Here is a 17,701-nt window from a genome sequence, read left to right as displayed (position 1 = left end):
TCAATTACCCCACAAGAAACTTGTCACCACGGCCATTTGCTGTTCGGCGCTCAACGTCGGCGCGTGCCCACAGTCTGGCCAGGTTTCCAGTTGGGCTTTGGGTCCGCGCTGCGTCATGTTCAAGGCAGTTTGGGCAGTCAACAAGTCAGACTGCCCACCACGAATGAGCAAGGTTTTTGCTTGAATTTGGTCATACAACGCCCACATGGCTGACTCGCCCGCAGAGGCGACTTCAGGCGTCAAGGCGCGTAAGGGGACACCAATGGCAGGGTCGTAGTGCAGGGTCATGAGACCATCGCTGGCTGGACGTGCCATGTGCGACGACATCTCGCGCCAAACCTCAGGCAAGACCGGGCCAAAGCCCTGCGACAAATCCCACAAGGCAGCAGCGAGTTGATCCAGATTTGGGTATTGCCCATACTGGCCCACGTAGCTTTGCATGCGCTGCAATGATGACCAGGTGATAGCAGGCCCCACATCGTTCAGCACCAATTTACGGATGGGGACGGGCAAGGGCAAACCGGGCTGACCGGCCAGCACCATCCCAATCAAACCGCCCATGCTGGTGCCGACCCAGTCCAAGGCCTGAATCGGCCGATCGAGACCCAATGTGGCCTGAATTTGACCCAACAAAGCCAGCATATCGGCCGCGTACTGCGGAATTTGATAAAGCGCCGGGTTTTGGAGCCATTCGCTTTGACCCCGCCCAGCCACATCTGGGCAAATGATTTGGACGGGCACTGGGCTTGTCAACACCATAGCCTGCGCCAACCGGTCAAAGTCTCGCCCTTGGCGCGTCAAGCCGTGGACACACACCACCACGTGCTGGGCTTGCACATCGCCCCAGCGCCAATAAGCCATGCGGTGTTGGCCCTCTGGGTGGGGGCAAGAGACGAACTCAAGTTGAGGCGCTGGAACAGGGTTGGGGGCTGAGGTTGAGTTTGAGGTTGAGGTCATCACAATTGGAAAAAATCTGAAGGCAACGGAGACTGAACAAGTCTTTGACAGCGCCATAATGTTCTTTTGAACATCCTAATTCATCTTTCGGAGTCATTTTCATGTTGCAAGGTAAAACAGCACTGGTCACAGGTTCAACCAGCGGTATCGGACTGGGGATTGCCAAGGCTTTGGCCCAACAAGGCGCGAACATTGTGCTCAACGGTTTCGGCGATGTCGAAGGCCCCAAGGCTGAAATCGCAGCCTTGGGTGTGAAGGTGGCCTACCACGGCGCCGACATGAGCAAAGCCTCCGAAATCGAAGCCATGATGAAGTTTGCGGCCGACACATTTGGCCGCGTGGACATTTTGGTCAACAACGCAGGTATCCAGCACGTGGCCAAGATCGAAGATTTCCCTGTCGAGCGCTGGGACGCCATCATCGCCATCAACCTGACCAGCGCCTTCCATGCCACACGCTTGGCACTGCCGGCCATGAAAGCGGCCAATTGGGGCCGCATCATCAACGTGGCGTCAACCCATGGTTTGGTGGGCTCTGCTGAAAAATCTGCCTATGTCGCCTCTAAACACGGTGTCGTGGGCTTGACCAAAGTCACCGCCCTCGAAAACGCCACCACGGGCGTGACCTGCAACGCCATTTGTCCCGGCTGGGTGCTGACACCCTTGGTGCAAAAACAAGTGGATGCCAAGGCCGTGGCCATGGGCTTGACCAACGAAGAAGCCAAAAAACAGCTGCTGCAAGAAAAAGAGCCTTCTATTCAGTTCACCACCCCCGAAGAATTGGGCGCATTGGCTGTGTTCTTCTGCTCGGCTGCTGGCAACAACGTGCGCGGCGCAGCCTGGAACATGGACGGCGGCTGGACCGCTCAATAATTGATCAGGCATACATGAGCAGCTCGACCCGGTTGGACAAAGTCGTCATCGTTGACGATGACGCGCGCATCCGAGATTTGCTGCGGCGCTTCTTGTCGCAAGAAGGCTTGGATGTCCTGTTGGCCGAGGATGGTCAGGCTTTAGACCGCATCTTGCAGCGAGAAACCATTGATCTTGTGGTGCTCGACCTGATGCTGCCTGGCGAAGACGGGATGAGCATTTGCAAGCGGATGCGCGCAGCTGGCAACAAAACACCCGTGATCATGCTCACCGCCAAAGTTGAAGATAACGATCGCATTGCGGGCTTGGACATTGGCGCCGATGACTATCTGGGCAAACCCTTCAACCCGCGCGAGTTGTTGGCCCGAATTCACGCCGTCTTGCGCCGAAGGCCAACAGCCGAAGTTCCCGGGGCACCGTCCATCGCAGACAAAGAAGTCATCGTTTTTGGTGCGTTCACGCTCGATTTGGGGACCCGATCCTTGAGCCGTTTGGGCCAAAACATGCCACTGACCAGCGGCGAATTCTCCATGCTCAAAGCACTGGCTCGGCACCCCAAGCAAGCTTTGTCCCGAGAAAAACTGGCCCAGTTGGCGCGAGGTCGCGACTTTGAGCCTTTTGACCGCAGCTTGGACGTTCAAATCTCTCGTCTGCGAAAGATGATCGAGCGAGACCCCGCCTCCCCCAAAGTGATCCAAACGGTTTGGGGCGTTGGCTACGTCTTTGTGCCCGATGGCCAAGCGTGACGCCCGCAGAAGTCACTGCCCCTGAGCACAGCGTGGCCGAAAAACCCACACGCAAGCTCAAACTCAGCCTGTTCTGGCGAACTTTCATTTGGTTGGCCCTGCTGATTTTGTTCAGCAGCATGGCTTGGCTGCAGATGTTTCGCACGCAAGAGTATGAGCCACGTATTTTGCGCAACGTCCATCAGATTGCCACGGTGGTCAATCTGACCAAAACCGCCTTGATCCACACCGATGCCATTGCAAGGGTGTCTCTTCTCAAAACACTGGCAGACGAGGAAGACGTCAGCATCCAAATCCGGGAACCAGGAGACCAGATCTTGGCCTTCGGCTCGTCTGGGTTGGAACGCCAATTGGTCAATGAGATGATCAAACGTCTTGGGCCCGATACGCTGATTGCATCCCAAGTCAACCAAGTCGATGGCCTGTGGATCGGCTTCAAAATCGAGCGTGACAGTTATTGGCTGCAGATGGACCCCGAACGGCTCAGACCTTTGGGTGGCTCGGCCTGGCTCACTTGGCTGGGTTTGACCCTGGCGCTGTCCTTGGGCGGCGCAGCCATGATGGCGGGCCTGATCAACCGCCCCCTAAAGCGGTTGTCACTGGCGGCCAGCCGCGTGCGCGAGGGGCACTTCAACACTTCTCAACTGGACGAGGACGCGGCCACCAGCGAAATCCGCGAAGTCAACATCGGTTTTAACCGGATGGCCGAGCGTTTGGCCAAGATCGAACAAGAGCGCGCGGTGATGCTGGCAGGCATATCGCACGATTTGCGTACCCCCTTGGCCCGCTTGCGCTTAGAAACCGAACTGAGCGTGGCCAACCTGGAAACGCGCGATCTGATGGCTGCCGACATTGCCCAACTGGACGCCATCATCGACAAGTTTCTCGACTACGCCCGGCCCGAGCCCCAAAACTTGGGGCCGGTTGTGCTGTCGGGCGTCATCAGCCGCAGCATTTCGCCTTGGCGCAACACCCCCCGGTTTGAAATCAGTGTCGATGTCGCCGAAGACCTGCAGGTCCATGCCGAACAAGTCGAACTGGTCCGGGTGTTGTCCAACTTAATAGAAAACGCCCGCCGCTATGGCCAAAGCCCCAGCGATGGCATCACGCGTGTCGACATCGTGGCCCGCCCTGAAGGTGGCTGGGTGTGGCTCAGCGTGTGCGACCAAGGCCCAGGAGTGTCCGAGGAAGCCCTGAAAAACCTGACTCAGCCGTTTTTCAGAGGTGACACCGCCAGAACCGACGCATCGGGATCGGGCTTGGGATTGGCGATTGTGGAAAGGTCTGTGCAGCGCATGGGCGGCACGTTCTCGGTCGTCAACCACAGCGCCGGGGGGCTGATGGCGCTGATGAAATTCAGGCAGGTTTCGCCGACTTGAGGGTCAACAAGGCCACCGCACGCGCTTCCATACTCTGGCCCATACCCACAGGCCCGAGTTTTTCCGCCGTCTTGGCCTTCACATTCACCTGATTCAGGGCCACGCCCAAAGCTTGCGCTACACCTGCATTGATGGCCGCCATGTGCGGGGCCAACTTGGGGGCTTGGGCCACGATGGTGCTGTCCACGTTCACCAGCTCCCATCCTTTTTCGCGCACACGACGCATGGCTTCTTGTAACAGCACGCGAGAATCAGCCCCTTTGAACTGAGCGTCCGTGTCCGGAAAATGCCGCCCGATGTCGCCCAAGCCCGCAGCGCCCAGCACCGCATCGGTGATGGCGTGCAGCAACACATCGGCGTCCGAGTGGCCCAAAAGACCTGATGTATGTTCGATTTCCACCCCACCCAAAACCAGCTTGCGTCCTGGCACCAAGGCATGCACGTCCCAGCCTTCACCGATTCTGAAACTCATGCCTTGCTCCCCAAAATGGCTTCGGCCAACGCGAAGTCGGCCGGGTAAGTGACTTTGAAATTTTGCGCCGAGCCTTCCACCAAACGCGGCTTGAGGCCCAGTCGCTCCATCGCACTGGCCTCATCGGTGATGCCTGCAAAACCACTGGCCGCCACCGCAGCCAGGGCATCGTGCAAGGCCTGCAGCCGAAACATCTGTGGCGTCTGCGCCAACCATTTGTGCTCACGCGGCACCGTGGCCAAAACGCGACCGCCCTCTTCGCTTTTGAGCGTATCGGGCAAGGGCAGCGCCAACAGCCCACCCACCGCATCGTGTTGGCAAGTGTCGATGAGGCGGGTCACCGACTCGGGCGATACCAAACAACGCGCCGCATCGTGCACCAACACCCAATCCATCGGGTCAAGGCCTGCCGACAACATGGCTTGCAGGCCATTGAACACACTCTGGGCACGGCTGATGCCGCCGCAGGTCAGGCGCTGGAAATGCACGGGCCAGCCCTGCTCGGTCCAAGCATGCGTATCGTCGGGCGACAAAATCACCCAACCACTGGTCAATCGAGGCACCAGCGCCAATGCCTGCAAAGTGTGCATGACCATGGGCTGACCAGCCACTTGCTGGTATTGCTTGGGTTGTAGCGTGCCCGCACGGCTACCCGTTCCCGCGCAAGGGATCAGGGCATGAAAGCGGGGCGAGGCGGTGCGTTCATTCATAGGATGACATTGTAGTTTTGTAGGTCGGCGGCTGTGCTTAACGAAGACCATCGACATTCTTAATGCGACAAAGACTTTAAAATCACCTTCAATTCGACATTTCCACACCCCCCTCCTTCTTGGCGGGGGGTGTTTCGCTTTTTTCTTCGACACCGCCATGCAACTGCCCAGCCTGATTTTCGGCAAACGATTCACCCTGCCCCGCCCCGCCGGATCGGCCGATGCCGTGCTGTTGGCCCAACTGGCTGAGCGTGAAAAAAAGGCAGGCAAGATCACCGCCATCGTCACCGCCGACGCGGCTGACGCCCAGCGACTCATGGACGAGTTGGTATTTTTTGCGCCTGATCTGCGCTGCGTGATGTTTCCCGACTGGGAAACCCTGCCGTATGACACCTTCTCGCCGCACCAGGACTTGATCTCGGAGCGACTGGCCACGCTGTGGCGCATCAAACAGCGCAACCACCCCGAGAGCGCCGACGTGGTGCTGGTGCCCGCCACCACCGCGCTTTACAGACTCGCACCGCCGTCCTTTTTGGCCGGCTACACCTTTGAATTCAAGGTCAAGCAAAAGCTCGATGAAGCCCAACTCAAGGCGCAATTGACCTTGGCGGGCTACTCGCATGTCAGCCAAGTGGTCAGCCCTGGTGAATACGCGGTGCGCGGTGGATTGATTGACCTTTTCCCCATGGGCTCGCTGGTGCCTTACCGGGTGGACTTGTTCGACGACGAGATCGACTCCATTCGCACTTTTGATCCTGACAGCCAACGCAGCCTCTACCCCGTGCCCGAAGTGCGGCTCTTGCCCGGACGCGAGTTTCCGATGGACGAGGCGGCGCGAGCACGTTTCAGGAGTCGCTGGCGCGAACTGCTGGAGGGCGACCCAACCAAAAGCCGCATCTACAAAGACATGGGCAACGGGGTGGCCACCGCAGGCATCGAGTACTACCTGCCGCTGTTTTTTGAAGAAACCGCCACCGTTTTCAACTATTTAGGAGCTGGCGAGGCGAACGCCGCCACGGTGGTGTTGCACGGCGACTTGGAGCCCTCATTTCAGCGCTTTTGGCAAGACACCAAAGACCGCTACCGCCTTGTGCAAGGTGACCCCGAGCGGCCGGTGCTGCCGCCCGAAGCGCTGTTTTTGAGCGCTGAGCAGTTCTACACATTGGCCAATACCCACGCGCAACTGGCGCTTCGACAAAGCGCAGGGCAAAGCACAGACGACGTACCTGACAACGCATTTGCGCAAAGTCTGCCCGATCTCACCGTGGTGCGCGGTGCCGATGACCCGCTGGCCCGCCTGCAAGCGCACATCCGCAAGAGTGCAGGCCGTGTGCTGATCTTGGCCGAGAGTGACGGCCGCCGAGAAAGCCTGCTTGACTTCGTACGCTCCAGCGGCCTCGCACCCCCGGTGTTTGAGAGCCTGCAAGCATTTTTGGCCAGTGACGAAAAAGTCGGCATGGCCACGTCCACCCTCAACCAAGGCTTTCACTGGTTCGAGCACAACATCGACTTGGTGACTGAAACCGAGCTCTTTGCAGCGGGCACCACCACGCGCCGCCGCAAAAAACAAGAGCAGGTCAGCGATGTGGAAGCGCTGATCAAAGACCTGAGCGAGCTGAATGTGGGCGACCCGGTGGTGCACAGTGCCCACGGCATTGGCCGCTACCGGGGTCTGGTCAACATGGACATGGGCCAGAAAAACGAAGACGGCTCGCCTGCCCTGCAGGAATTTTTGCACTTGGAATACGCAGGCGACGCCACGCTTTATGTACCGGTCAGCCAATTGCAGCTCATCGGCCGCTACACGGGCGTGAGCGCCGACGAAGCGCCCTTGCACAAGCTGGGCAGTGGCCAATGGGAAAAAGCCAAACGCAAGGCCGCTGAACAGGTGCGCGACGCCGCTGCCGAATTGCTCAACATCTACGCCCGCCGCGCCGCGCGCGAAGGCCATCCTTTCCGGTACAGCCCGCAAGACTACGAAACCTTTGCCAACGACTTTGGTTTTGAAGAAACCGCCGACCAAAAGGCCGCCATCCACTGCGTGATCCAAGACATGATCAGCCCCCGTCCTATGGACCGGCTGGTGTGCGGCGACGTCGGTTTTGGCAAGACCGAAGTCGCCTTGCGTGCAGCCTTTGTGGCCGTCACAGGCGGCAAGCAAGTGGCCATTTTGGCCCCCACCACGCTTTTGGCCGAGCAGCATTACCAAACGCTCAAAGACCGCTTTGCCAAATGGCCGGTCAAGGTGGCCGAAATTTCGCGCTTTCGCTCGGGCAAAGAAGTCACCGCCGCCCTCAAAGGCATTGCCGATGGCACGGTGGACATCGTGGTCGGCACGCACAAGCTGCTGAGCGAGTCCACCAAATTCCACGATCTTGGCCTGCTCATCATCGACGAGGAACACCGTTTTGGCGTGCGCCACAAAGAGGCCATGAAAGCCCTGCGGGCCGAGGTCGATGTGCTCACACTGACCGCCACCCCCATTCCACGCACCATGGGCATGGCTTTAGAGGGCCTGCGCGATCTGAGCGTGATCGCCACCGCGCCGCAACGTCGCCTGGCCATCAAGACCTTTGTGCGCAACGAAGGCACGGGCGTGATCCGCGAGGCGGTGCTGCGCGAACTCAAGCGCGGCGGCCAGGTTTACTTTTTGCACAACGAGGTTGAGACCATCGAGAACCGCAAGCAAAAGCTCGAAGAAATCCTGCCCGAAGCCCGCATCGCCGTGGCCCACGGCCAGATGCCCGAGCGCGAGTTGGAGCGCGTCATGCGCGACTTTGTGGCCCAGCGCTACAACATCCTCTTGTGCTCCACCATCATCGAGACCGGCATCGACGTACCCACGGCCAACACCATCATCATGAGCCGCGCCGACAAGTTCGGCCTGGCCCAGTTGCACCAGCTGCGCGGCCGCGTGGGCCGATCGCACCACCAAGCCTATGCCTATTTGATGGTGCCCGAGATCGAAGGCCTGACCAAACAGGCCGCCCAGCGGCTCGATGCCATCCAGCAGATGGAAGAACTGGGCAGCGGCTTTTATTTGGCCATGCACGACCTGGAAATCCGCGGCGCGGGTGAAGTGCTGGGCGAAAACCAGAGCGGTAACATGCTCGAAGTGGGTTTTCAGCTCTACAACGAAATGCTGTCCGAAGCGGTGCGCTGCCTCAAAGCGGGCAAAGAACCCGATTTGCTCAGCCCTCTTTCCGTCACGACCGACATCAACCTGCACGCCCCTGCCCTGCTGCCCAACGACTATTGCGGCGATGTGCACCTGCGCCTGTCGTTTTACAAAAAGCTGGCCACCGCCAAAACCAGCGACCAGATCGATGCCCTGCTCGAAGAATTGGTGGACCGCTTTGGCAAGCTGCCAGCGCAAGCGCAAACCCTGGTGGATGTGCACCGCCTGCGCGTGCTGACCCAGCCCTATGGCGTGATCAAGGTCGACGCCGCCCCTGGCGTCATCCAGATCACCTTCAAACCCAACCCGCCCGTGGACCCCATGGCCATCATCGGCCTGATCCAGAAAAACAAACACATCAAGCTGGCGGGCAACGACAAAATCCGCATCGAACGCGAACTGCCTGACCCCAAGGCCAGGGCGCAGATGGTGCGGGATGTGCTCAGGAGTTTGGGGACGCCGAAGGTGGCGATGGCGGGAGTTTGAAAAACTCACCCACAAGACATATGTCCGGCATATGCTAAACTCATAGCCTCTTTCCATGGAGGTGCCCCATGTCTGTCACTGCACTCACCGCCGCTGAAAAATCTGCCGTTTATCTGACCGCCGCCAGCACGGATGCGCCTGCCGATGCCGGACGTCATGTGCGGCTGTTCCGCAACGGGGCCAACCAGGCGGTGCGCATTCCGCGTGAATTTGAGTTTGCAGCCCAAGAAGTGGTGATGAAAAAGGTGGGCAATACGCTGGTCTTGGAACCGGTCACGTTTTGGCCTCAGCGCGGATCGGCTGCAGCGCTGCGCATGGCGCTTGAAGAGATCAAAAAACTCGGGCCTTGCGAAGACACCTTCCCAGATGTAGACGAAGGCGTGCTGCCGCTCGATGACATTGTCTTCACCCCATGACAACCACCTATTTTCTGGACACCAACATCATCAGCCACATGATGCTGGACGGCGATGGTGCAGCAGCACGTCGCGCCATTCAGGTTCTGACCGAACAACCCGACATCGATTTGTGCACCAGCATCGTCGTTCAATGTGAATTGCTTTATGGCTTGCGCAAGCGGCCGAGCCCGCGCCTTGAGCGTGCTTACGAACTGCAAATGCGGGGGCTGAAGGTCATCTCAATGGACGAAGCCGATGCACCTGTTTATGCCCAATTGCGAAACGCCCTTGAATCCAGTGGCACCCCTCTGGGGCCCAACGATTTGCTGATCGCGGCGCAAGCCATGCGCTGCGACGCCACGCTGGTCAGTGGCGATGCCGCCTTTGCCCGTGTACCGGGCTTGAAACTGCAAAATTGGCTGGCCTGATCTCTTTTCCCATTTGATTTTTTGATGCTGCTCATGACCACCGCCACCCTCACAGAATTCGCACCCGGCCTTGCCATTCAGGGCTTCACTGCTCCCCTTCCTCTGTCCAAGTTCAAGCTGATCGCGTTTGACATGGACTCCACGCTCATCAGCATCGAGTGCATCGACGAGATCGCCGACGCCGTGGGCCGCAAGGCCGAAGTCGCCGCCATCACCGAAGCGGCCATGCGCGGCGAGATCACCGACTTCAAAGAAAGCCTGCGCCGCCGCTTGGCCCTGCTCAAGGGCGTGACGCTGGCCGAAATGGAGCGCGTGTACACCGAGCGCCTGAAAATCAACCCCGGCGCAGCCGAGCTGGTTGCCGCTTGCCAAAAGGCGGGCATGAAGGTGCTGCTGGTCTCGGGTGGTTTCACCTTCTTTGCCGACCGCGTCAAAGAGCGCCTGAACATCGACTTTGCCCGTTCCAATCGGCTAGAAGTGGTGAACGGTGAACTCACGGGCGGCTTGGTGATGCAAAGCTGGGGCGACATTTGCGACGGGGCCGAGAAGCGCAGAACGGTGCTGGAAATGGCCTCGTTGATGGGCATCGAGCCGCATCAATGCATCGCTGTCGGCGACGGTGCAAACGACCTGCCCATGATGGGCGCCGCGGGATTGTCGGTGGCCTACCACGCCAAACCCAAGGTGCGCGAGCAAGCCATGGTCGCCATCAACCAAGGTGGGCTCGACCGCTTGCTGGAAGTCGTCAAGCCCTGAAGTCACGCCCCCTCAGCGGCGCAGCGGTTTGAGCAGATCGCTCAGGCCGTTGTGGTCGATCTCTTGCATCAGCTGCAGCAGTTGCCCGATTTCACCTTGGGGAAAACCTTCACGCGCAAACCAATTGAGGTAGTTGCCAGGCAAATCGGCGATCAACATGCCTTTGTGTTTACCGTACGGCATAGGGGTGGTCACGAGCTTCACCAGGTCTTCGGGTTTCAAGCCTGCCCCCTCAAAGCTCGCCCCACAGCCAGCTGCGCACCCGGGCATGGAAGGCTTCGGGCCGAGAGATCATCACCCAATGGCCGCAAGGCAAGCCTTGCACCGCGCTGCCAAGCTGGGCAGCGACTCTATCCAACCATTTGGCCGAATGGAACATGAAAGGTTTGCGCGCCCCATAAACAAACAAAAGCGGCATCGGCAAATGGACTGGCGCCGCATGCTTCAAGCCACCCGCCGTGCCGAACCATTGCATGGCATAGGGGTAGTTCATCTTGTGGGTGATGCGGCCAGCATCGGAGGGACAGCGCAGCCACCGAGCCATGGCGCGGGTCATGCGGGTGCCCAAGCGGCCACCCCACTTCCACGCCAAGGCCAGCCAAACTTGATAGCCCACCACGGACAGCTTTTCCTTGAAGCCCCATTCGCGCCACAAAGCACCCGAATTGTGATCGCCCACGTCCACTGCCACCACGCGGGCCACCCGATCGGGGTGGCGCATGGCGAATTCATAACCGAACATGCAGCCCCAGTCGTGCAGCATCAAAGTCACCGGCTTATTGGGGCTGATGCGCTCAACAATCTGACGCAACAGCTGGCTCATATCGTCCAAGCGGGTGACTGCAGGGCCGGATTCAAAACCGGGCAAGGTCAGGCGGGCGCAGGTGGCGCGGTCTTGCAAGGCAGCCACAGTGCCGTCCCACAAGGCTCGGGTGTCAGGCCAGCCATGCAGCATTAGAATGACTTCATCACCCTGCCCTTGCAGCCAAACGTCAGTACCGTTGACGGTGATGCACAGCTCCGTTCCAGCAACCATGGCTCAAAGCGCTTTGGCCAGCCGCGAAACACCTTCCAGAATCTTGTCTTCGCCTACGGTGGCAAAGCTCAAGCGGAATGTGGCGTGATCGGGGTTCGCACAGAAGAACGGTGTACCCGGCACAAAGGCCACACCTTGTTCGATGGCACGTTTGGCAAACACGTTGCCATCATTCACCTTGCCGCCTGCACCCGTGAGGCGCGCCCAAACAAACAGACCACCTTCGGGCTGCACAAAAGACACCGCATCGCCCAACTCACGGCGCAGCGCATCGCCCATGGTTTGGGCGCGCTTGGCGTACACGGCACGCACTTTGTCCAGTGTGGCGGGCATGCGGCCGGCCAACAGGTATTGCGCCGCCGTGGCCTGGGCAAAAGTGCTGGTGTGCGCGTCGCTGAACTGTTTGCACATGGTGGCGCGGGCCAACAATTCAGGAGGCGCGACCATCCAGCCCACACGCAGGCCGGGCGACAGCACTTTTGACAAAGAGCCGCAATGCACCAACAACTCACGGCTGCCAGGCACGGTGCTGCACAAGGCCAGCAGGCTGGACGGTGGTGCTTCACCAAAATACAGATCGCCATACGGGTCGTCTTCGACAATCAGGGTTTGGTGCTTAACGGCCATCTCCAGAACTTGGCGGCGGCGCTCAGCAGTCATCAGGGCACCGCTCGGGTTGCCAAAGGTAGGGATCAAATACACAAACTTCGGCTTGTGCTCGGCGATCAGTTTTTCCAGCTCGTCGGTTTTGACGCCATGGCCGTCCACCGGGGCGCTGATGAGCTCGGCCCCATACAAGCGAAAGCACTGGATGGTGGCCAAAAAGGTCGGCCCCTCCACGATCACTTTGTCGCCGGGGCTGATCATGGTTTTGCCGATCAAATCCAACCCCTGCTGGCTGCCGGTGGTCACGATCAGCTGGTCTGCAGTCACGCCATCGGCACCCTTATGGGCCATGAAGTGGGCCAGTTGCTCACGCAGTGGGCCAAAACCTTCGGTCGCGCCGTATTGCAGCGCCGCGCCTGGGTCTTGCGTCAAGGCGGCGTTGCTGGCTTCGCGGATGCCCTCCACGTCAAACATGGCGCTGTCAGGGAAACCACCCGCGAAACTGATGATGCCGGGCTTGCCCAAAAGCTTGAAAAGTTCGCGTATGGCGGAGGTTTCGACATTGTTCAGACGGTCGGCAAATTGCAAAGGCATGGTGTATCTTCCCGAGTTGACTTGGCCGTCATTTTGCCAACATCTGCACACCTACTTTTTACCGCCATGAAACCCGCACAGATCGAATCCTTCTTTGCCACGCTGCAAGCTGCCAACCCCATGCCCGTGACCGAACTGGAATACACCAGCGTGTTCGAGTTGCTGGCCGCCGTGCTGCTATCGGCCCAAGCGACCGACGTGGGCGTGAACAAGGCCACGCGCAAGCTGTTTCCAGTGGCTGGCTCACCGCAAAAAATCCTGGCACTCGGGCTGGAAGGGCTAGAGGGCTACATCAAGACGATTGGCCTTTACCGCAGCAAAGCCAAACACCTGATGGAGACCTGCCGCATCTTGGTGGAACAACATGGCGGCCAGGTGCCGCGCAGCCGCGAGGCCCTCGAAGCCCTGCCCGGTGTGGGCCGCAAAACCGCCAATGTGGTGCTCAATTCTGCTTTTGGCGAGCCCACCATGGCGGTGGACACGCACATCTTTCGCATGGGCAACCGCACGGGCTTGGCCCCGGGAAAAACCCCATTGGCGGTTGAACTGAAACTGCTCAAACGCATACCGCCCCAGTATTTGGTAGATGCCCACCATTGGCTCATCTTGCATGGACGCTATGTGTGCCAAGCACGTAAACCTCTGTGCGGGCAGTGCTCTGTAGCAGCTTTTTGCGATTTCAAGCCCAAAACACCCTGACATTCGACCCGATGGCAGGGTCAAAATCAGGCATGTTGGGCGGGTAAAATCACACTTTTGCCAGATTGGCAGCGTTCGTCCAGATGGCAGACGCCTGCCTACCCAAGAGCCTCGACGCTCGGTTTTTCCAAGTTCAAATACCCTTCCATGACGCGCCCCTTGCCGCGTGCCCATTTCAACAGCTCCCCCTTGGTGCGGTTTTTGACCGAAAACACCATGATGGATGCTGTCCAAGCAACGGAAGATGTTGGGCAAAAGTTGGGCGATTGGCTCAATTTTCGGCAAGCCATCGCCTTGCAAAGCGTTTTCCAGGCTGCTCCAGGTGGAACAGAACCCTTGCCGGCCCACCTCCAGCGTGCAGCGTCCATCAGCCCGGCAGCTTTGGCCGTCCATGTCGACAAAGTCAGGGCGCAATTGGCCGAGTCAATCACCCAAGGAGCGCCAGCAGGCTCTGGCTTGGCCCTCATCCAGATGCCTGCTTCAGACTTGGACGAGCCCATCGACCCCAAAACCGCTTTCGCCCCTTTCCGGCGTTTCCACGCTGCGCACCAGCGGCAGATGGAAAACAGTGTGCGCAGCCTGCGCGCCAGTGTGCGTCTGCAGCTGACCAAACGAGGGGGACGCTTGCAGCAATTGGCCGCTCTCGACGCAGCCTTTGAAAGCATCCTCAGTGAACGCGAAGCCTTGCTGCTGGGCAAGGTGAGCAAAATGCTGGAAAAACGTTTTGTTCAAGCCCTCAAACTGCAACTCAAACAACAAAACGAGACTCAACTGGACACCAACAGCCCTAACGGTGCGACCCAACAGGCTTTGTCGTGGTTGACACCCCACCGCCAAGCCCTGCGAAACGCATTGTTGGCCGAATTGGACACCCGATTGCAGCCCACGCTGGGTTTGCTCGAAGCCCTCACCTCAGAGACCCCCGACACATGAAACGCTTTTCTTTTTCAATCGCCTTTGGTTTGGGCGCGCTGGCGCTGCTTTGGGTAGCCGCTGCCGTGGCCAGCAGCCATTTTTTGGTGCTGGTGATGACGGCGTTGATCGGCGCTGTGTATGTCTTTGGCGCGCTAGAGTTGCGCCAATATCGGGCCACCACGCAGACCATGAACCAAGCTTTGGCACAACTGCCACCAGACTTGGCCCACTTGAACGATTGGCTGATCACCTTGCCCGCTGATTTGCAAAACTCTGTGCGTCAGCGGGTTGAAGGCGAGCCCGTGGGCCTGCCCGGTCCTGTGTTCACGCCCTACTTGATCGGTCTTTTGGTCATGCTGGGCATGTTGGGCACTTTTTTGGGCATGGTGGTCACTCTGAACGGCGCGGTATTTGCGCTCGAAGGCTCGAACAGCATCGCCGGTGTGCGTGCCGCTTTTTCTGAACCCATCAAAGGTTTGGGATTGGCCTTCGGTACATCGGTAGCGGGTGTGGCCACCTCGGCCATGCTGGGCCTGATGAGCAGCTTGACCCGCCGAGAACGCGCTTTGGCATCACAACAACTGGACAGCTTGATTCCCACGCGCTTGCACCGGTTCTCACTCACGCACCAGCGTCAAGAAACCTACAAGGCCTTGCAACAACAAGCACAGGCGCTGCCCCTAGTGGTTGAACAACTGCAAAAGATGATGGCGCAAATGGCCAGCACCAGTGAACAGCTGAACGAGCGTTTGCTGTCCAACCAGCAAAGCTTCCACTCGCAAGTGCAAACGGCTTACACAGGACTGGCGCAATCGGTGGACCAATCGCTGCGCAGCAGTTTGAGCCAAAGCCTGCAACTGGCCACAGACAGCCTGAAACCCATGGTGCAAGCCAGCATGGCGCAGCTGGCCCATCAGGCCCAAACCCTGAATGATCGCTTGCAGCAGATTGCTCAGGTGCAACTGAGCGAGATCAACACCCAACTCACCGTTACGGCCAAAGCGATGGTCGAACACATCGGCACCGCCCAAACCGAGCAAAGCGCACAACGCCACAGCGCCGACCAAGAGCGCCTGCAGGCGTGGCAAGCGGCACTGTCTCAGATGGCGTCATCGCTCAGCACCCAGTGGCAAGCCTCAGGTGCGCAGACCTTGGCGCAACAGCAAACCATTTGCGACACCCTGAGCCAAACAGCGCAGGACATCACCACGCACACCCAGAACCAGGCCACCCAGACCTTGGCAGAAATCACACGCCTGATGGCCAGCAGCGAAGCGCTGATGCGTGAACGCATCGCCACAGAGGCGCAATGGACTGCAGGACACCAGCAACGTGCCGAAGAACTGGCCGCCGTGCTGCGCCAAGAGCTGTCGGCCCTGAGGGACGCAGAAGACGCACGCGGTCAGACCGCTGTGGCTCGTCTGACCGAGCTGCAAAGTGCGGTGACCGCCCACCTGACCACACTGGGCACAGCGCTGGAAGACCCCATCGCTCGTTTGATCGAAACCGCATCACAAGCACCGAAAGCCGCTGCTGAAGTCATTGGCCAGTTGCGCCAGGAAATCTCGGTCAGCGTGGCACGCGACAACGCGCTGCTGGACGAGCGCACCCGCATTCTGGCCACGCTCAGCACCTTGCTGCATGCGATCAACCATGCCTCCACCGAGCAGCGCGGTGTGATCGACGCGCTGGTGACCACAAGCCAGGCCACACTGGACAAAGCCAGCGACAAGTTCCAAGACCATGTGACTGCCGAGACCGACAAGCTGGGCAGCATTGCCGCGCAAGTCACGGCCAGTGCGGTGGATGTGGCGAGCCTGGGTGAAACCTTTGGCTTCGCAGTGCGCTCGTTCAGCGAGACCAACGACAAACTCATGGCCCACTTGCAGCGCATCGAAGCGGCGATGAACAAATCGATGACGCGCAGCGACGAACAACTGGCTTACTACGTTGCGCAGGCCCGGGAAATTGTGGACTTGAGCATTGGCAGCCAAAAGGATGTGCTCGAAGCGCTTCAGAGGCGCACCGACTTGGCCACGCAAGGGGCCGTCTGATGCTGGAGAACGACGCCGACGTCGATTCAACGTCACCCACCTGGATGTCGTTTGCAGACCTGATGACAGGTTTGCTGGGCGCCTTTGTTTTGTTGCTGGTCGGCGTGATGGCTGCACAGCTGGACATGGCCTCCAAATTGGAAGACGAGGTGCAAAAACGCCAAGTGGAAGAACAAAAGCGAATGTCGCTGGAGCAGGCGCTGGCCATTCCTTTGGCCAGCGGGCGCATCACTTTGAACAACGGGCGCATCGGCATCAGTGGCAAACTGTTGTTCGAGCTCAACTCAGACAAGCTGGAGCCCGAAGGCCGCCAGCTGCTGAAAAGTTTGGTGCCGCTGCGCAGTTACCTGCAGTCACGCGATGAGATCTTGATGGTCAGTGGTTTCACCGACGACCAAGCCATTGGCCAACGCAACCGCAAATTTGAGGACAACTGGGAGTTGTCGGCGCAACGTGCTTTGACGGTGACGCGCACGTTGATCGAAGAAGGCATGCCGTCTTCGGCCCTGTTTGCAGCGGCTTTTGGCCAAGAGCAACCCTTGGTGGCCAACACCAACGACCAGGCTCGGGCCCAAAACCGACGGGTCGAGATGGCACCGGTCCCCAAGGCGGCCAAGGCCGCGCAAGCGGTGACAGCGCCTCAATGACCAACGCCACATCGCCACGGCCTGCGCTCGCTGCCTTTGACCCGGTGGGCTGGCATTACACCGAACTGTTGTCGCAACGCGCCAGCGAGGCCACCGGCATCACGCGCGATTTGCTGCTGGCCAAACTCGAAAGGTCCTTGAGCGAGTTGAACGCGCGCTTTGAAGCCGCCCAGTTGAGCGTCCTGCCTGCAGCAGAACCCACTGCAGCTTCGCCCTCGCCTTTGGCGCAGCTGCTGCAAGAGATGACGCGTGCAAACGTTGAAACACTGACGATCAAACCCAACACATGGCGCGCTGAAAGCCCCCGTATTCAAGCGTTTCGCAAGCAGTTGGCACAAATCAGTGTACAAAAACAGGTGGCGCAAGCCATGGCCCAAGCTCCGCAAAATGCGGGGCCCATCAACTCACACATGCTGGTGCTGCGCTCACTGGGCCTGATGCGCGAGGCATCGCCGGACTACTTGGGCAGGTTCATGGTGTATCTGGACACACTGCTGTGTTTGGACGCACCCAACACCACATTCAAAGCCCGAGTTGAACCAAGGCGGCTTGCAAACCCGCCAAACCGCCCACGCGCTGGTCGTTGATGAAGATTTGGGGCATTTGGCGAACTGAAGGACCGCATTTTTCAAAGAAAGCCATGCGTTCGGCTTCGCCGTCGATCTTGATTTCCTCGAAAGCCAATGACTTGGTTTTGAGCACCATCTTGGCGGAATCGCATTGGGGGCATGCGGACTTGGAGTAGACGACGATTTTGAGTTCCATGCC

The 17,701-nt window shown here is 59.1% G+C and carries 19 protein-coding genes; 12 read left to right on the top strand and 7 right to left on the bottom strand.

All coding sequences use genetic code 11. The features are described from left to right. Positions 1-957 (bottom strand): alpha/beta hydrolase, encoded by a 957-nt coding sequence (locus tag Q1M54_RS07890; RefSeq protein WP_300555982.1) that lies wholly within the window; start codon positions 955-957, stop codon positions 1-3. 101 nt (positions 958-1,058) lie between these two features. Here Q1M54_RS07890 and Q1M54_RS07885 point away from each other — a divergent pair, with 101 nt between their 5' ends. The 3 genes from Q1M54_RS07885 to Q1M54_RS07875 are packed head-to-tail and all read left to right on the top strand — an operon-like array spanning position 1,059 to position 3,954. Then, the gene (locus Q1M54_RS07885; RefSeq protein ID WP_300555980.1) at positions 1,059-1,829 is read left to right on the top strand and encodes a 3-hydroxybutyrate dehydrogenase; all 771 of its coding nucleotides are present in this window, start codon (positions 1,059-1,061) and stop codon (positions 1,827-1,829) included. Between the two features lie 14 nt (positions 1,830-1,843). After that, positions 1,844-2,575, top strand: coding sequence for a two-component system response regulator OmpR (gene ompR / locus Q1M54_RS07880; RefSeq protein ID WP_300555978.1), 732 nt, complete (start codon positions 1,844-1,846; stop codon positions 2,573-2,575). Beyond that, positions 2,572-3,954: an ATP-binding protein gene (locus tag Q1M54_RS07875; RefSeq protein WP_300555976.1), complete on the top strand. Its 1,383-nt coding sequence runs from the start codon at positions 2,572-2,574 to the stop codon at positions 3,952-3,954. The genes ompR and Q1M54_RS07875 overlap by 4 nt, the downstream gene beginning before the upstream one ends. Here Q1M54_RS07875 and ispF read toward each other — a convergent pair. Next, positions 3,932-4,426, bottom strand: a complete 495-nt coding sequence (gene ispF / locus Q1M54_RS07870; protein ID WP_300555974.1) for a 2-C-methyl-D-erythritol 2,4-cyclodiphosphate synthase — start codon at positions 4,424-4,426, stop codon at positions 3,932-3,934. The genes Q1M54_RS07875 and ispF overlap by 23 nt on opposite strands. Beyond that, a complete protein-coding gene (gene ispD, locus Q1M54_RS07865) occupies positions 4,423-5,136 on the bottom strand; it encodes a 2-C-methyl-D-erythritol 4-phosphate cytidylyltransferase (RefSeq protein WP_300555972.1) in 714 nt (237 codons plus the stop codon). Before ispD ends, ispF begins: the two co-directional genes overlap by 4 nt. Before the next feature lie 157 nt (positions 5,137-5,293). Here ispD and mfd point away from each other — a divergent pair, with 157 nt between their 5' ends. From mfd to serB, 4 genes are all read left to right on the top strand, one after another. Further along, on the top strand, positions 5,294-8,800 hold the full coding sequence (mfd, locus tag Q1M54_RS07860) for a transcription-repair coupling factor (protein WP_300555970.1): 3,507 nt from the start codon (positions 5,294-5,296) through the stop codon (positions 8,798-8,800). Between the two features lie 68 nt (positions 8,801-8,868). Then, the gene (locus Q1M54_RS07855; protein WP_300555968.1) at positions 8,869-9,216 is read left to right on the top strand and encodes a virulence-associated protein VapB; all 348 of its coding nucleotides are present in this window, start codon (positions 8,869-8,871) and stop codon (positions 9,214-9,216) included. Beyond that, positions 9,213-9,626 (top strand): PIN domain-containing protein, encoded by a 414-nt coding sequence (locus tag Q1M54_RS07850; protein ID WP_300555966.1) that lies wholly within the window; start codon positions 9,213-9,215, stop codon positions 9,624-9,626. Before Q1M54_RS07855 ends, Q1M54_RS07850 begins: the two co-directional genes overlap by 4 nt. Positions 9,627-9,659: 33 nt before the next feature. Further along, a complete protein-coding gene (serB, locus tag Q1M54_RS07845) occupies positions 9,660-10,382 on the top strand; it encodes a phosphoserine phosphatase SerB (protein WP_300555964.1) in 723 nt (240 codons plus the stop codon). A gap of 12 nt (positions 10,383-10,394) precedes the next feature. Here the strand turns inward: serB and Q1M54_RS07840 are convergent, their stop codons facing one another. Genes Q1M54_RS07840 through Q1M54_RS07830 form a run of 3 tightly spaced genes read right to left on the bottom strand, consistent with a single transcriptional unit; the run spans position 10,395 to position 12,618 of the window. After that, positions 10,395-10,604 carry a DUF3820 family protein gene (locus tag Q1M54_RS07840; protein ID WP_300555962.1) on the bottom strand — a complete coding sequence of 70 codons (210 nt, stop codon included), beginning with the start codon at positions 10,602-10,604 and terminating at the stop codon, positions 10,395-10,397. Between the two features lie 10 nt (positions 10,605-10,614). Continuing rightward, a complete protein-coding gene (locus tag Q1M54_RS07835) occupies positions 10,615-11,418 on the bottom strand; it encodes an alpha/beta hydrolase (RefSeq protein ID WP_300555960.1) in 804 nt (267 codons plus the stop codon). Positions 11,419-11,421: 3 nt separating this feature from the next. Continuing rightward, on the bottom strand, positions 11,422-12,618 hold the full coding sequence (locus Q1M54_RS07830; RefSeq protein ID WP_300555958.1) for a PLP-dependent aminotransferase family protein: 1,197 nt from the start codon (positions 12,616-12,618) through the stop codon (positions 11,422-11,424). A 66-nt stretch (positions 12,619-12,684) separates the two neighbouring features. Here Q1M54_RS07830 and nth point away from each other — a divergent pair, with 66 nt between their 5' ends. From nth to Q1M54_RS07805, 5 genes are all read left to right on the top strand, one after another. Beyond that, positions 12,685-13,317, top strand: a complete 633-nt coding sequence (gene nth / locus Q1M54_RS07825; protein ID WP_300555956.1) for an endonuclease III — start codon at positions 12,685-12,687, stop codon at positions 13,315-13,317. Positions 13,318-13,464: 147 nt separating this feature from the next. Next, the gene (locus tag Q1M54_RS07820) at positions 13,465-14,250 is read left to right on the top strand and encodes a DUF3348 family protein (RefSeq protein ID WP_300555954.1); all 786 of its coding nucleotides are present in this window, start codon (positions 13,465-13,467) and stop codon (positions 14,248-14,250) included. Further along, positions 14,247-16,286 (top strand): hypothetical protein, encoded by a 2,040-nt coding sequence (locus Q1M54_RS07815; RefSeq protein WP_300555952.1) that lies wholly within the window; start codon positions 14,247-14,249, stop codon positions 16,284-16,286. The genes Q1M54_RS07820 and Q1M54_RS07815 overlap by 4 nt, the downstream gene beginning before the upstream one ends. Then, positions 16,286-16,933, top strand: a complete 648-nt coding sequence (locus Q1M54_RS07810; RefSeq protein WP_300555950.1) for an OmpA family protein — start codon at positions 16,286-16,288, stop codon at positions 16,931-16,933. The genes Q1M54_RS07815 and Q1M54_RS07810 overlap by 1 nt, the downstream gene beginning before the upstream one ends. Beyond that, positions 16,930-17,520 (top strand): DUF2894 domain-containing protein, encoded by a 591-nt coding sequence (locus tag Q1M54_RS07805; protein WP_300555948.1) that lies wholly within the window; start codon positions 16,930-16,932, stop codon positions 17,518-17,520. Before Q1M54_RS07810 ends, Q1M54_RS07805 begins: the two co-directional genes overlap by 4 nt. On the opposite strand, the gene Q1M54_RS07800 is transcribed toward Q1M54_RS07805, so the two are convergent. Next, positions 17,456-17,698, bottom strand: coding sequence for a glutaredoxin domain-containing protein (locus Q1M54_RS07800; RefSeq protein WP_300555946.1), 243 nt, complete (start codon positions 17,696-17,698; stop codon positions 17,456-17,458). The two genes, Q1M54_RS07805 and Q1M54_RS07800, sit on opposite strands and share 65 nt — an antisense overlap. Positions 17,699-17,701: the final 3 nt, after the last annotated feature.

Source organism: Limnohabitans sp. Rim8, assembly GCF_943326455.1.
Classification (GTDB): Bacteria; Pseudomonadota; Gammaproteobacteria; order Burkholderiales; family Burkholderiaceae_C; genus Limnohabitans_A.
The sequence above is the reverse complement of the archived record's forward strand: the minus strand, read 5'-3'. Positions and strand labels throughout refer to the sequence as shown.

Coding starts and splice junctions, on each gene's coding strand:
- ompR (WP_300555978.1), top strand. CDS start 1,844: ATGAGCAGCTCGACCCGGTTGGACAAAGTCGTCATCGTTGACGATGAC.
- Q1M54_RS07835 (WP_300555960.1), bottom strand. CDS start 11,418: ATGGTTGCTGGAACGGAGCTGTGCATCACCGTCAACGGTACTGACGTT.
- Q1M54_RS07805 (WP_300555948.1), top strand. CDS start 16,930: ATGACCAACGCCACATCGCCACGGCCTGCGCTCGCTGCCTTTGACCCG.
- nth (WP_300555956.1), top strand. CDS start 12,685: ATGAAACCCGCACAGATCGAATCCTTCTTTGCCACGCTGCAAGCTGCC.
- Q1M54_RS07885 (WP_300555980.1), top strand. CDS start 1,059: ATGTTGCAAGGTAAAACAGCACTGGTCACAGGTTCAACCAGCGGTATC.
- Q1M54_RS07850 (WP_300555966.1), top strand. CDS start 9,213: ATGACAACCACCTATTTTCTGGACACCAACATCATCAGCCACATGATG.
- Q1M54_RS07815 (WP_300555952.1), top strand. CDS start 14,247: ATGAAACGCTTTTCTTTTTCAATCGCCTTTGGTTTGGGCGCGCTGGCG.
- Q1M54_RS07820 (WP_300555954.1), top strand. CDS start 13,465: ATGACGCGCCCCTTGCCGCGTGCCCATTTCAACAGCTCCCCCTTGGTG.
- Q1M54_RS07855 (WP_300555968.1), top strand. CDS start 8,869: ATGTCTGTCACTGCACTCACCGCCGCTGAAAAATCTGCCGTTTATCTG.
- ispF (WP_300555974.1), bottom strand. CDS start 4,426: ATGAGTTTCAGAATCGGTGAAGGCTGGGACGTGCATGCCTTGGTGCCA.
- Q1M54_RS07800 (WP_300555946.1), bottom strand. CDS start 17,698: ATGGAACTCAAAATCGTCGTCTACTCCAAGTCCGCATGCCCCCAATGC.
- serB (WP_300555964.1), top strand. CDS start 9,660: ATGACCACCGCCACCCTCACAGAATTCGCACCCGGCCTTGCCATTCAG.
- Q1M54_RS07810 (WP_300555950.1), top strand. CDS start 16,286: ATGCTGGAGAACGACGCCGACGTCGATTCAACGTCACCCACCTGGATG.
- Q1M54_RS07830 (WP_300555958.1), bottom strand. CDS start 12,618: ATGCCTTTGCAATTTGCCGACCGTCTGAACAATGTCGAAACCTCCGCC.
- Q1M54_RS07890 (WP_300555982.1), bottom strand. CDS start 957: ATGACCTCAACCTCAAACTCAACCTCAGCCCCCAACCCTGTTCCAGCG.
- mfd (WP_300555970.1), top strand. CDS start 5,294: ATGCAACTGCCCAGCCTGATTTTCGGCAAACGATTCACCCTGCCCCGC.
- ispD (WP_300555972.1), bottom strand. CDS start 5,136: ATGAATGAACGCACCGCCTCGCCCCGCTTTCATGCCCTGATCCCTTGC.